General features: G+C 58.7%; 13 protein-coding genes. 10 read left to right on the plus strand and 3 right to left on the minus strand.

Going from position 1 to position 13,569, the window contains the following annotated elements:
* The first annotated feature begins 90 nt into the window (after positions 1-90).
* The 7 genes from apaG (at position 91) to PSEBG33_RS02655 (ending at position 8,109) form a co-directional block, all read left to right on the plus strand.
* Positions 91-471 carry a Co2+/Mg2+ efflux protein ApaG gene (apaG, locus tag PSEBG33_RS02685; protein ID WP_005792049.1) on the plus strand — a complete coding sequence of 127 codons (381 nt, stop codon included), beginning with the start codon at positions 91-93 and terminating at the stop codon, positions 469-471.
* Positions 471-1,322 carry a symmetrical bis(5'-nucleosyl)-tetraphosphatase gene (locus PSEBG33_RS02680; RefSeq protein ID WP_005792051.1) on the plus strand — a complete coding sequence of 284 codons (852 nt, stop codon included), beginning with the start codon at positions 471-473 and terminating at the stop codon, positions 1,320-1,322. Before apaG ends, PSEBG33_RS02680 begins: the two co-directional genes overlap by 1 nt.
* A gap of 9 nt (positions 1,323-1,331) precedes the next feature.
* Positions 1,332-1,661: a thiosulfate sulfurtransferase GlpE gene (glpE, locus tag PSEBG33_RS02675; RefSeq protein ID WP_005792053.1), complete on the plus strand. Its 330-nt coding sequence runs from the start codon at positions 1,332-1,334 to the stop codon at positions 1,659-1,661.
* A gap of 285 nt (positions 1,662-1,946) precedes the next feature.
* Positions 1,947-3,869 (plus strand): PrkA family serine protein kinase, encoded by a 1,923-nt coding sequence (locus PSEBG33_RS02670; protein WP_003194732.1) that lies wholly within the window; start codon positions 1,947-1,949, stop codon positions 3,867-3,869.
* Positions 3,870-3,982: 113 nt separating this feature from the next.
* Positions 3,983-5,254, plus strand: a complete 1,272-nt coding sequence (locus PSEBG33_RS02665; RefSeq protein WP_005792055.1) for a YeaH/YhbH family protein — start codon at positions 3,983-3,985, stop codon at positions 5,252-5,254.
* Positions 5,251-6,816 carry a SpoVR family protein gene (locus tag PSEBG33_RS02660; protein ID WP_005792056.1) on the plus strand — a complete coding sequence of 522 codons (1,566 nt, stop codon included), beginning with the start codon at positions 5,251-5,253 and terminating at the stop codon, positions 6,814-6,816. The genes PSEBG33_RS02665 and PSEBG33_RS02660 overlap by 4 nt, the downstream gene beginning before the upstream one ends.
* A gap of 63 nt (positions 6,817-6,879) precedes the next feature.
* Positions 6,880-8,109 carry a multifunctional CCA addition/repair protein gene (locus PSEBG33_RS02655; RefSeq protein ID WP_005792057.1) on the plus strand — a complete coding sequence of 410 codons (1,230 nt, stop codon included), beginning with the start codon at positions 6,880-6,882 and terminating at the stop codon, positions 8,107-8,109.
* Between the two features lie 27 nt (positions 8,110-8,136).
* On the opposite strand, the gene folK is transcribed toward PSEBG33_RS02655, so the two are convergent.
* Together folK and folB are read right to left on the minus strand one after the other, a co-directional pair.
* The gene (folK, locus tag PSEBG33_RS02650; protein ID WP_005792059.1) at positions 8,137-8,655 is read right to left on the minus strand and encodes a 2-amino-4-hydroxy-6-hydroxymethyldihydropteridine diphosphokinase; all 519 of its coding nucleotides are present in this window, start codon (positions 8,653-8,655) and stop codon (positions 8,137-8,139) included.
* Positions 8,646-8,999 (minus strand): dihydroneopterin aldolase, encoded by a 354-nt coding sequence (gene folB, locus PSEBG33_RS02645; RefSeq protein WP_032803736.1) that lies wholly within the window; start codon positions 8,997-8,999, stop codon positions 8,646-8,648. Before folB ends, folK begins: the two co-directional genes overlap by 10 nt.
* A gap of 74 nt (positions 9,000-9,073) precedes the next feature.
* Here folB and plsY point away from each other — a divergent pair, with 74 nt between their 5' ends.
* Entirely contained in the window at positions 9,074-9,643 is a 570-nt protein-coding gene (gene plsY, locus PSEBG33_RS02640; protein WP_005792062.1) for a glycerol-3-phosphate 1-O-acyltransferase PlsY, read from the plus strand.
* Between the two features lie 31 nt (positions 9,644-9,674).
* On the opposite strand, the gene tsaD is transcribed toward plsY, so the two are convergent.
* Positions 9,675-10,700: a tRNA (adenosine(37)-N6)-threonylcarbamoyltransferase complex transferase subunit TsaD gene (gene tsaD / locus PSEBG33_RS02635; protein WP_005792063.1), complete on the minus strand. Its 1,026-nt coding sequence runs from the start codon at positions 10,698-10,700 to the stop codon at positions 9,675-9,677.
* A 203-nt stretch (positions 10,701-10,903) separates the two neighbouring features.
* Here tsaD and rpsU point away from each other — a divergent pair, with 203 nt between their 5' ends.
* Both rpsU and dnaG read left to right on the plus strand, forming a co-directional pair.
* Positions 10,904-11,119, plus strand: coding sequence for a 30S ribosomal protein S21 (gene rpsU, locus PSEBG33_RS29125; RefSeq protein WP_002551877.1), 216 nt, complete (start codon positions 10,904-10,906; stop codon positions 11,117-11,119).
* Between the two features lie 443 nt (positions 11,120-11,562).
* Positions 11,563-13,533: a DNA primase gene (gene dnaG, locus PSEBG33_RS02630; RefSeq protein ID WP_005792066.1), complete on the plus strand. Its 1,971-nt coding sequence runs from the start codon at positions 11,563-11,565 to the stop codon at positions 13,531-13,533.
* Positions 13,534-13,569: the final 36 nt, after the last annotated feature.

Here is a 13,569-nt window from a genome sequence, read left to right on the forward strand (position 1 = left end):
CCCACATTTGGATCACGTATCTGGCCTAGTGCCCACCTCATGGCCTAGACTGACCCGCATCTGCTGTCCTCTGCTTTTAAGGCCTCTTGCATGTCCGATCCTCGCTATCAGATCGACGTCAGCGTCGTCACCCGCTTCCTGGCGGACCAATCGCAACCCGAACAGAACCGCTTTGCCTTCGCCTACACCGTCACCGTAAAAAACAACGGGTTGGTCCCGGCCAAGCTGCTATCGCGCCACTGGGTCATTACCGATGGCGACGGCCAGGTCGAGGAAGTGCGCGGTGCTGGCGTTGTCGGCCAGCAACCCCTGATCGACAGCGGCGCCAGCCACACCTACAGCAGCGGCACGGTGATGACCTCGAAGGTCGGCACCATGCAGGGCTCGTATCAGATGAAAGCTACCGACGGCCACTTGTTCGATGCAACGATCGAGCCCTTCCGCCTCGCGGTACCTGGAGCCCTGCACTGATGGCGACGTACGCGGTCGGCGACCTGCAAGGTTGCCTTGAACCTCTCAAGTGCCTGCTTGAGCGCGTAGCCTTCAACCCCACAGAAGATCGCCTTTGGCTGGTGGGCGACCTCGTCAACCGAGGCCCGCAATCCCTGGAGACCCTGCGCTATCTCTATAGCCTGCGTGACTCTCTGGTATGCGTACTCGGCAACCACGACCTGCACCTGCTCGCGGCCGGCAATAACATCGAGCGCCTGAAAAAGGGCGACACCCTGCGCGAAATCCTCGAAGCGCCGGACCGCGCCGAGTTGCTCGACTGGCTGCGCCGGCAGAAACTCATGCACTACGATGAGGGCCGCAACATGGCCTTGGTGCATGCAGGCATTCCACCTCAGTGGACGCTGAAAAAAGCCCTCAAATGCGCCGCTGAAGTCCAAAGTGCACTGGCCGATGACACCCTGTACACCACCTACCTGGACGGCATGTACGGCAACGAACCCGTGAAGTGGGACAACGACCTCACGGGCGTAACCCGCCTGCGCGTGATCACCAACTACTTTACGCGGATGCGCTTCTGCACCGCTGAAGGCAAGCTGGACCTCAAGAGCAAGGAAGGCGCCGACACCGCGCTACCCGGCTACAAGCCATGGTTCGCCCATAAGGAGCGCAAGACCCGTGATACGAAGATCATCTTTGGTCACTGGGCCGCCCTGGAAGGCAAATGCGACGAACCCGGCGTGTTCGCCCTCGACACCGGCTGCGTATGGGGCGGCGCCATGACCCTGATGAACATCGACACCGGCGAGCGCTTCGGCTGCCAGTGTGAATCCCCTCTTTCCATTACCCAGCCGGCCGCCGCCAAACCATAGGAGCCCGCCATGACCGAATTCAAACGTATCCCTCCCCAAGAAGCCCAAGCGCTGCGCGAGCGAGGCGCAGTGGTTGTCGATATCCGCGACCAGCCTACTTACGCGGCGGCCCACATCAGTGGTGCCAAGCATTTGGACAACGTCAACATCGCCGACTTCATCCGCGCCGCCGACCTCGATGCGCCGCTGATCGTGGCGTGCTACCACGGCAACTCCAGCCAAAGCGCGGCCGCCTACCTGATTAGCCAGGGCTTCTCCGATGTCTACAGTCTGGACGGCGGCTTTGAGCTGTGGCGTGCGACTTACCCCTCGGAAATTTCCTCAGGCGATTCGCAATAATTTTTTTCACACCCCGCTACCCCGCGTGACGCTTGGGCTTGCGCCGTTTCTGACGAACGGCGCAGCCAAACTAATTGCGCATCGCGCCTTGACCTCCCGGATTCCGAACTATCCTTAAGCGCAGGCCATCCGAATCAGGGGAGAGCCGGTACACCGGCGTACGGGTCATCGGTAGCGTTTCAGGGTGTTCTGGGGGGAAAACAGCCATTGGCGTACGTCAATGACTGCCAGCATCCGCTGATTGATCCGGCGTCGGCTCCACGTATCGAGCGAGGTGACGACGTCATGAGTATCTTTAGCCACTTCCAACAACGCTTCGCGTCCACGCAGCAGGAAGAACTCACGCTTCAAGAGTATCTCGAGCTGTGCAAGCAGGACCGCAGCACATATGCCTCTGCCGCCGAACGCCTGCTATTGGCGATCGGCGAGCCGGAGCTGGTGGAAACCGCCAACAATTCGCGCCTGTCGCGAATATTCTCCAACAAGGTGATCCGCCGCTATCCGGCCTTTGAAGACTTCCATGGCATGGAAGAATGCATCGACCAGATCGTCTCCTACTTCCGCCATGCCGCCCAAGGCCTGGAAGAGAAGAAACAGATCCTTTACCTGCTCGGGCCAGTCGGCGGCGGCAAGTCGTCCCTGGCGGAAAAGCTCAAGCAGTTGATCGAGAAGGTGCCCTTCTACGCGATCAAGGGCTCGCCGGTCTTCGAGTCGCCCCTGGGCCTGTTCAACGCCACGGAAGATGGCGCGATTCTCGAAGAAGACTTCGGTATCCCGCGGCGCTACCTCAACACCATCATGTCGCCCTGGGCCACCAAGCGCCTGGCCGAGTTCGGCGGTGATATCAGCCAATTCCGCGTAGTGAAACTCTACCCGTCGATCCTCAACCAGATCGGCGTGGCCAAGACCGAACCGGGCGACGAAAACAACCAGGATATTTCGGCACTGGTGGGCAAGGTCGATATCCGCAAACTCGAAGAATTCCCACAGAACGACGCTGACGCCTACAGCTACTCCGGCGCGCTGTGCCGGGCCAACCAGGGCTTGATGGAGTTCGTGGAGATGTTCAAGGCGCCGATAAAGGTGCTCCACCCACTGCTCACCGCTACCCAGGAAGGCAACTACAACAGCACCGAAGGCCTGGGCGCGATTCCGTTCACCGGGATCCTGCTGGCCCACTCCAACGAATCGGAATGGCACACCTTCCGCAACAACAAGAACAACGAAGCCTTCATCGACCGGATCTATATCGTCAAGGTGCCGTACTGCCTGCGGGTCAGCGATGAGATCAAGATTTACGACAAGCTGCTCTTCAACAGCTCCCTGGCCAAGGCCCACTGCGCACCCGACACGTTGAAGATGCTCGCCCAGTTCACCGTACTGTCGCGCCTCAAGGAGCCGGAGAATTCGAATATCTATTCGAAAATGCGGGTGTATGACGGCGAGAACCTCAAGGACACCGACCCCAAGGCCAAGTCGATCCAGGAGTATCGCGATACAGCGGGCGTCGATGAGGGCATGAATGGCCTGTCGACACGCTTTGCGTTCAAGATCCTGTCCAAAGTCTTCAACTTCGACCCCCACGAGATCGCCGCCAACCCGGTGCATCTGCTGTATGTACTGGAGCAGCAGATCGAACAGGAGCAATTCCAGGCGGAAACCCGCGAACGCTACCTGCGCTTCCTCAAGGAATACCTGGCACCGCGCTACATCGAGTTTATCGGCAAGGAAATCCAGACCGCGTACCTGGAGTCCTACAGCGAGTACGGTCAGAACATCTTCGACCGCTATGTGCTGTACGCCGACTTCTGGATTCAGGACCAGGAGTACCGCGATCCGGAAACCGGCGAAATCCTCAATCGCGTGGCGCTCAACGAAGAGCTTGAGAAAATCGAGAAACCGGCCGGCATCAGCAATCCGAAGGATTTCCGCAACGAAATCGTCAACTTCGTACTGCGCGCCCGTGCCAACAACAATGGCAAGAACCCCACCTGGCTCAGCTACGAGAAGCTGCGGGTGGTCATCGAAAAGAAAATGTTCTCCAACACCGAGGATCTGCTGCCGGTCATCAGCTTCAATGCCAAGGCCAGCAAGGAGGATCAGCAAAAACACAACGACTTCGTCACACGAATGGTCGAGCGCGGCTACACCGACAAACAGGTACGACTGCTCTCCGAGTGGTACTTGCGGGTGCGTAAATCGCAGTAAGGCAGCGACAAGCCAACGCTGCCAGGCATCCGGCCTGGCGGCTGACCGCTTGTCTCTAAGCTTCCAGCTCGCGGCTTGAAGCTTGTAACGTGAAGCTGCCCGGAGGGCTCCCCATGAGCTATGTGATCGACCGACGCCTTAATGGCAAGAACAAGAGCACGGTAAACCGCCAGCGTTTCCTGCGGCGTTACCGTGACCATATCAAAAAGGCCGTAGAAGAAGCCGTCAGCCGCCGCTCCATTACCGACATGGAGCATGGCGAGCAAATCAGCATTCCCGGCCGGGACATCGACGAGCCCGTGCTTCACCACGGGCGCGGCGGCAAACAGACCGTCGTGCACCCCGGTAACAAGGAATTCACCACCGGCGAACACATCCAGCGCCCACAAGGCGGCGGTGGCGGCAAAGGTCCGGGCAAGGCCGGTAATTCCGGCGAAGGCATGGACGAATTCGTGTTCCAGATCACCCAGGAGGAATTTCTCGAATTCATGTTCGAAGACCTGGAGTTGCCCAACCTGGTCAAGCGCAACCTGACCGGCACCGACACGTTCAAGACTGTACGCGCCGGGATCAGCAACGAAGGCAACCCCTCGCGCATCAACATCATCCGCACCTTGCGTTCAGCCCATGCACGACGCATCGCCCTCTCGGGCAGCAGCCGCGCAAAACTGAAGGCGGCCAAGGAAGAGCTGGCGCGTTTGAAGCGTGAAGAACCAGACAACTTCGGCGATATCCAGGAAATCGAGGTAGAAATCGAGAAACTCAGCGCACGCATTCACCGCGTGCCGTTCCTCGACACCTTTGATTTGAAATACAACCTGCTGGTCAAGCAACCCAATCCCAGCTCCAAAGCCGTAATGTTCTGCCTGATGGATGTCTCCGGCTCCATGACCCAGGCCACCAAGGACATCGCCAAGCGTTTCTTCATCCTGCTGTACCTGTTCCTGAAACGGAACTACGACAAGATTGACGTAGTTTTCATTCGCCATCACACCAGCGCACGGGAAGTGGATGAAGAAGAGTTTTTTTATTCGCGGGAAACCGGCGGCACCATTGTCTCCAGTGCACTGAAGCTCATGCAGGAAATCATGGCCGAGCGCTATCCTGCCAACGAATGGAACATCTACGCCGCCCAAGCTTCGGATGGCGACAACTGGAACGACGATTCGCCGATCTGCCGCGACATTCTGATCAACCAGATCATGCCGTTCGTGCAGTACTACACCTATGTTGAAATCACCCCCCGTGAGCATCAGGCCCTGTGGTTCGAATACGAGCGCATCGGCGAAGCCTTTGCCGACACGTTCGCCCAACAGCAACTGGTCTCGGCCGGCGATATCTATCCGGTCTTCCGTGAACTCTTCCAGCGCAGGTTAGTGACATGACCGCCAAAAAAGAGAACAAGCGCCAACCCCTATCCACTGGCTCCGAGTGGACCTTTGAACTGATCCAGGCCTATGACCGGGAAATCAGCCGTATCGCGGCAGGTTATGCCCTGGACACTTACCCCAACCAGATTGAAGTGATCACCGCTGAGCAAATGATGGATGCCTATGCCTCGGTGGGCATGCCGCTGGGTTATCACCACTGGTCCTATGGCAAACACTTCCTCAGCACCGAGAAGTCTTATACGCGAGGCCAGATGGGCCTGGCCTATGAGATCGTGATCAACTCCGACCCGTGCATCGCCTATCTTATGGAAGAAAACACCATCTGCATGCAGGCGCTGGTAGTGGCTCATGCCTGCTATGGACATAACAGTTTCTTCAAAGGCAACTACCTGTTTCGAACCTGGACCGACGCCAGCTCAATCATCGATTACCTGGTGTTTGCCAAGCAGTACATCATGCAGTGCGAAGAACGACACGGCATTGATGCGGTGGAAGACCTGTTGGACTCCTGCCATGCACTGATGAATTACGGGGTCGACCGCTACAAGCGTCCCTATCCGATCTCAGCCGAGGAAGAGCGCCTGCGCCAGAAGGAACGCGAGGAGCACCTGCAGAAACAGATCAACGACCTGTGGCGCACCATTCCCAAGCGCGCCGGCAAAAACAACGACAAGGACAATGCACGCTTCCCCGCCGAACCCCAGGAAAACATCCTGTATTTTCTGGAAAAACACGCCCCGCTGCTGGAGCCTTGGCAGCGTGAGATTGTGCGCATAGTGCGCAAGATCGCCCAGTATTTTTATCCCCAGCGTCAAACGCAGGTGATGAACGAAGGCTGGGCAACATTCTGGCACTACACGCTGATGAACGACCTGTACGACGAGGGCCTGGTCACGGACGGCTTCATGATGGAGTTCCTCACGTCCCACACCAGCGTAGTCTTCCAACCCGGCTTCGACAGCCCGTATTACAACGGCATCAACCCCTATGCCCTGGGCTTTGCCATGTACCGCGATATCCGTCGCATGTGCGAACACCCCACCGAGGAGGATCGTCGCTGGTTCCCGGAGATCGCTGGCAGCGACTGGCTGTCGACCATCAAGTTCGCCATGAGCAGCTTCAAGGACGAGAGTTTCATCCTGCAGTACCTGTCACCTCAGGTGATTCGTGACCTCAAGCTGTTCAGCATTCTGGATGACGACCTGAAAGACGACCTCGTGGTGCCGGCTATCCATGATGAACCCGGCTACCGCATCATTCGCGAAACCCTGGCCGCCCAATACAACCTGGGCAACCGCGAGCCCAACGTGCAGATCTACAGCATCGATGTGCGCGGCGACCGTTCGCTCACCCTGCGTCATCAGCAACACGACCGTAAGCCGTTGGGCGATTCCACCGAGGAAGTACTCAAGCACCTGCACCGACTGTGGGGGTTTGACATCCACCTGGAGACCCTGCAAGGCGATCAGGTGATGAAAACCCATCATGTGCCACCGCGCAGCGATCATAACGACAACGACTACGGCCGCCTGGACATGGCCGTCGTTCATCTCTGAAACAGCAAAGCCTCCATTGCTCAGGCGCAGGCGTTATCCTGTGCCGCTAATGGAGGCTTTTTCATGAAAATCTACAAAGTCGGCGGTGCGGTGCGTGATCGCCTGCTGGGCATCAAGGTCACCGATATCGACCGTGTCGTCGTAGGTGCAACCACCGAAGAGATGCTCGCCAAAGGCTATAAGCCCGTAGGGGCCGATTTCCCGGTATTTCTCGACCCGAAAAACGGCGATGAGTACGCCCTCGCCCGCACCGAACGCAAGAGTGGCCGAGGCTACGGTGGTTTTGTGTTTCACGCGAGCCCCGATGTCACGCTGGAGGAAGACCTGATTCGTCGCGACCTGACCATCAATGCCATGGCAGAAGACGATGACGGCACCCTGACCGACCCTTATCACGGCCAACGCGATCTTGAAGCGCGCATTTTGCGTCATGTTTCCCCCGCGTTCGCCGAAGATCCCCTGCGAGTACTCCGCGTCGCCCGCTTTGCCGCACGTTATGCACACCTGGGTTTCAAGGTCGCACCCGAGACGCTGGAATTGATGCGCCAGCTCAGTGAGTCCGGCGAACTGGAGGCCCTTACCCCCGAGCGCAGCTGGAAAGAAATCTCCCGCGCACTGATGGAGGATCAGCCACAGGTTTTCATCCAGGTGCTACGCGACTGCGATGCGCTGAAAACCCTGATGCCGGAGGTAGATGCCCTGTTCGGCGTACCGCAACCCGAAGCCCATCACCCGGAAATAGATACTGGCGTACACACCTTGAGCGTGCTGGAACAAGCTGCATTGCACAAACAGCCGCTGACCGTACGCTGGGGTTGCCTGCTGCACGATTTGGGCAAGGGCCTGACGCCTGTGGATAAGTTGCCGCAGCATATTGCCCATGAGCACCGTGGCTTGAAGCTGATCAAGGCGGTGAACGAACGCTTCAAGGTACCTAGGGATTGCCAGGAATTGGCCTTGCTGGTGGGGCAATATCATACCCATGGGCATCGAGCGCTGGAGCTGAAAGCCTCGACTTTGCTGGAGTTGCTGCAAAGCTTTGACGTGTACCGCCGGCCGCAACGCTTCGAAGAGTTTGTGATGGCCTGCGAAATGGATGCCCGGGGCCGCAAGGGTCTTGAGCAGCGCAGTTATCCACAGGCGGATTATTTGCGCGGCGCGGCAAAGGCTGCACGCGAAGTACCGGTCGCACCACTGCTGGAAAAAGGTTTCAAAGGCCCCGAGCTGGGAGAAGCGCTCAAGCGCGAACGGCTGAACGCGCTGAAAGCCTACAAGGAACAGCCTTCACCGTAGTCACGGTCTTTGTGGCAAGCTCGGCTCCTACAGGAGATTGTCCGGTGTAAGTTGCTGGCCTTGCCACTCAAAGCCGACAGGCGCCAGCACCTGGTCGATCTGCGCATCGCGCCACAGCTCGGCCATTGTCTTGCCTACCTCAGGGTGAACACGGTCCGGCGCCATCATCGAAAGCGGCCACAACACAAAAGCGTTTTTAAGAATTTCTGCTCGCGGCAGGATCAATCCATCAAAATCCCCCACCAAGTCGCCATACAACAGCACATCGATATCCAGCGGTAACCCTTTGCGACCAGGTGCATACCGGCCATTATCGGCCTCGATGAGTTTGAGTCGACGGTCCAGCTCCATCAACGGCAGGTCGGTATAGGCCGACACCACCAGGTTGAAAAACGGCCCGCTCTTGATACCCACCGGCTGGCTCTCGAACACCGCCGAGCAGCGCATCTGCGTCAGGAACCCTGCCAGCGCATCCAGGCCGGCACATAGACGGCTCTCGCGCTCGATGTTGCTGCCAAGCCCGAGGTAAACCTGAGTCAACGACATCCGCGCTCGATCTCCACGCCCACGCCCTTGGCAGCGGGCACCGCGCCTGGCTTGGTCAACTTGAGGTGCAACCAGGGAATCTGGAATTCGCTCATCAGCACTTCGGCCAGGCGCTCGGCAAAGGTTTCCACCAACTGATACCGGGACTGCTCGGCAAAGGCCTGGATACGCGCGGATACACTGGCGTAGTCGAGCGCCAGGGTCAGGTCATCACCCGCGGCGGCCGGGCGATTATCCCAAGCAAAGCTCAGGTCCAGGCGCAGGCATTGACGGATGCCGCGCTCCCAGTCGTAGGCCCCGATCACGGTGTCCACTTCCAGGCCTTCGATAAACACTCTGTCCAAGCACTCTTCTCCGCAGCACGACAAGGGCGCGATGCCCCGTTAGAATCAGGGCGTCCTCGCCCGGAATAGTTAGCATGTTTTGGTCACTGGCGATTTTCGCCTACCTGCTCGGCTCGCTGTCCTTCGCCATTTTGCTCAGCCGCCTGACGGGAAATCCCGACCCGCGAATGAGTGGCTCAGGCAATGCCGGCGCCACCAATATGTTGCGTCTGGCCGGCAAGAAACTTGCCGTCCTGACCCTGCTGGGCGACGTTTGCAAGGGCCTGCTGCCCGTGCTGATCGCCAGTCTCGCCGGCCTTACCTTGCAACAGCAGGCCTGGGTGGGCATATGCGCCGTCCTCGGTCACCTGTTCCCATTGTACTTCCGCTTTCGCGGTGGCAAGGGTGTCGCCACCGCGGCCGGGATGCTGCTGGGCATTTACCCACCGGCAGCATTGCTGGCCATGCTCGCCTGGCTGCTGACGTTCTACCTGACCCGTACCAGCTCGTTGGCCGCGCTGATTGCCACGCCGCTTACCCTGCCGCTGTTGGCCTGGCAGGCACCGCAGGCGTTACTGCCGATGAGCGTGCTGACGCTGCTGATCGTCTGGCGCCACCGCGGCAATCTACGCGACCTGTTTGCCGGGCGCGAACGGCATTTTTAAATACGCCGGGCGAAACCGGTTCACGTAAGCCCTACAGCGGCGGCAACTGCTCCATCGGCCAGCGCGCCTGCACGCTGATCGCCAGGCTTTCATGCTGCCCGGCCTGCAAGCGCTGGCAGCCGGCGTAGGCAATCATCGCGCCGTTGTCAGTGCAGAATTCCGGGCGGGCGTAGAACACATGGCCTTGCATGTCGCCGAGCATTTTTTCAAGCGAACTGCGCAATGCCTTATTGGCGCTGACGCCGCCTGCGATCACCAGCCGCTTCATACCTGCCTGCTTGAGGGCGCGCTTGCACTTGATGGTCAAAGTCTCTACCACGGCCTGCTGGAACGCCAGTGCGATGTCGCAACGGGCTTGCTGACCGTCGTCCCCGGCGCTGACGCTCTGCTGCCAGGTATTCAGCGCGGACGTTTTCAAACCGCTGAAACTGAACATCAGCCCCGGCCGATCACACATCGGACGCGGGAAAACGTAGCGCCCGGCGACGCCTTTCTCGGCCAGACGGGCGATTTCCGGCCCACCGGGATAGTTAAGCCCCATCATCTTCGCGGTTTTGTCGAACGCTTCACCGGCGGCATCATCCAGGGACTCGCCCAACAGCGTGTATTGGCCGATTCCATCGACCTGAACCAACTGCGTATGACCACCCGACACCAACAAAGCGACGAACGGGAACTCTGGAGGTGTTTTTTCCAACATCGGCGCCAGCAAATGGCCTTCCATGTGGTGCACGCCAAGGGCGGGAATACCCCAGGCAAAGGCCAGCGCCTGGGCGCAAGAGGCCCCAACCAGAAGGGCTCCGACCAATCCGGGGCCTGCCGTATAGGCGATGGCGTCGATCTCGGTCGGTACACAGCCGGCCTCATCCAGCACCTGGCGAATCAACGGCAGCATGCGTTTGACGTGATCACGGCTGGCCAGCTCCGGAACCACGCCGCCATAGGCGCGGTGCAGGTCGATCTGACTGAACAGTGCATCGGCCAAAAGCCCGCGTTCACTGTCGTATAGTGCGACTCCGGTTTCGTCGCAGGAGGTTTCAAGTCCCAGTACTAGCATGGGTTTGCGCCTTGTAGAGGCTGAATTCGAAGGCGCGCATAATAGTCGCCACTCCCCCTCCCGACTAGCGGTTTTCGATCAGAGGCTTTGCATTCCGGCCAATGAGGGGTTAACATCCGCAACCCTTAAAAACCGACGACCTCAGCCGCGAATTTTTTGCGACGAGAACGTTGATTCCCGGTAATGAAAGAAGGTAGCTCTGGATGCCAGCCGTCAAAGTAAAAGAGAACGAACCCTTCGACGTAGCTCTGCGTCGTTTCAAGCGCTCCTGCGAAAAAGCCGGTGTTCTGGCTGAAGTTCGTAGCCGCGAATTTTATGAGAAGCCAACTTCTGAGCGTAAGCGTAAAGCAGCAGCCGCTGTTAAGCGTCACGCCAAGAAAGTTCAGCGCGAACAGCGCCGCGCCGTTCGTCTGTACTAATACACAGACGTTCGTAGCAAGCTTCTGCCAAGCCCGGCCCTCAGCCGGGCTGTTGGCATTTGCGGATATCGCTTGATGCTTCACCGTCGACGCCGCACATGCGACCGAGACACTGCTTCACACGTCAGGGCTGGCTCTTTTGCCAGCGGTGCACGTCTCTTCTGACGAGCCTAACAAGGCTACTGACGAGCACACCTATTCTTCAAGCAGGCGATCAACTGTATCGGCTGTGCCCATCGATGCGTTTCCGAGGCCCACCATTGGCCAAGACCGGACGCCCGGGCAACATTTCCATGCCGAACACTGATCAGAAACTACCCTCAGTGAATATTCGGCAGATACACTTCCTGAAGACCCATGCAGACGATGATGATCAAGCACTCCATACGTGCGCTTGAACACTTCACGGGCCCTCATTTACACGCAGTGATGACGAGAACGCCATGGCCGGGCTGATTCCCCAGAGCTTTATTGACGACCTTCTGAACCGCACCGACATCGTCGATGTTGTCAGCTCACGCGTACAGCTGAAAAAAGCCGGCAAAAACTACACCGCCTGCTGCCCGTTCCATAAAGAAAAAACGCCGTCATTCAGTGTCAGCCCCGACAAGCAGTTCTATTATTGCTTCGGTTGCGGCGCTGGCGGCAACGCCCTCGGCTTCCTGATGGACCACGACAACCTGGACTTTCCCCAGGCCGTCGAGGATCTGGCAAAAGCCGCGGGCATGGAAATCCCCCGGGAAGAAAGTGGCCGCCCGCACAAACCTCGGCAACCCACCGATTCGCCGCTGTATCCGCTGCTGACCGCGGCCGCCGACTTCTATCGCCAGGCGCTTAAAAGCCATCCGCAGCGCAAGGCCGCCGTTGACTACCTCAAGGGCCGCGGCCTCACCGGTGAAATCGCCCGCGACTTCGGCCTCGGTTTCGCGCCGCCCGGCTGGGACAACCTGTACAAACACCTGAGCAGCGATACCCTGCAGCAAAAGGCTATGATCGATGCCGGCCTGTTGATAGAAAACGCCGAGACCGGCAAGCGTTATGACCGTTTCCGCGACCGCGTGATGTTTCCGATCCGCGACAGCCGTGGCCGCATCATCGCCTTCGGTGGCCGCGTACTCGGGGACGACAAGCCCAAGTACCTGAACTCCCCGGAAACCCCGGTGTTCCACAAGGGCCAGGAACTCTACGGACTGTTCGAAGCACGCAAGAACAACCGCAACCTCGACGAAATCATCGTGGTTGAAGGCTATATGGACGTGATCGCCCTGGCCCAGCAAGGTCTGCGCAACGCCGTGGCAACCCTGGGCACCGCCACCAGCGAAGAGCATTTGAAGCGCCTGTTCCGCGTTGTGCCCAGCGTACTGTTCTGCTTTGACGGTGACCAGGCCGGCCGCAACGCCGCCTGGCGTGCGCTTGAGGCCACACTGTCAAGCCTGCAGGACGGGCGCCGCGCACGTTTCCTGTTCCTGCCCGAAGGCGAAGACCCGGACACCCTGGTCCGTTCGGAGGGCACCGACGCGTTCCGTGCGCGCATCAATCAACATGCGCAGCCGCTGGCGGATTATTTTTTCCAGCAATTGACCGAAGAAGCCGACCCGCGCTCGCTCGAAGGCAAGGCTCATATGGCCACCCTCGCTGCGCCATTGATCGACAAGGTGCCAGGCGCCAATTTGCGCACGCTGATGCGCCAGCGCCTGCTGGAAATTACCGGTTTGAGTGGCGAAGCCGTGAGCCAGCTGGTGCATAGCGCACCGCAAGATGCGCCGCCAGCCTACGATCCAGGCATGGATTATGACGCCATGCCGGACTATGCCGACTTTCACCAACCCCAGGAGGCCTTTGCCCCCCAACAGGAGTGGACGCCGAAAAAGCCCGGGGCCGGCGGCAAAAAATGGGACAAGAAACCCTGGAGCAAAAACGGCAAGCGCGGTGATCGCGATGAAGCCTACGCTCCACGCACACCCGTAGCAGTGGAAGCCCCGACGCTTATTGCGCTGCGTACGCTGATTCATCACCCACAACTGGCCGGCAAGGTTGAAAGCGCCGACCACTTTGCCAACGAAAGCAACACCTACGCCCAGGTGCTGATTGCCCTGATCGAGGCGGTGCAGAAAAATCCCAAGCTAAACTCAATCCAGCTGATGGCTCGCTGGCACGGCACGGAACAAGGCCGTTTATTGAAAGCGTTGGCGGAAAAGGAGTGGCTAATTGACGGCGACAACCTTGAACAACAGTTTTTAGACACCATTAATAGGTTATCTGCGGGTCAACACACTCAGACCCTCGATGAGCTCATTAAGAGAGCAAGGCAGCCGGGATTGTCGGCTGAAGAGCAGATTCAGATAGCAAAACAGATGCGCGACCTCTTAAAACAGAATGTTTACGCATCAAACCCGACCTCAGCTGGCGTGTGAGGTCATAGCTCGGGTATAATCCTCGGCTTGTTTTTT

The organism is Pseudomonas synxantha BG33R (assembly GCF_000263715.2).
GTDB classification, from domain to species: domain Bacteria; phylum Pseudomonadota; class Gammaproteobacteria; order Pseudomonadales; family Pseudomonadaceae; genus Aquipseudomonas; species Aquipseudomonas synxantha_A.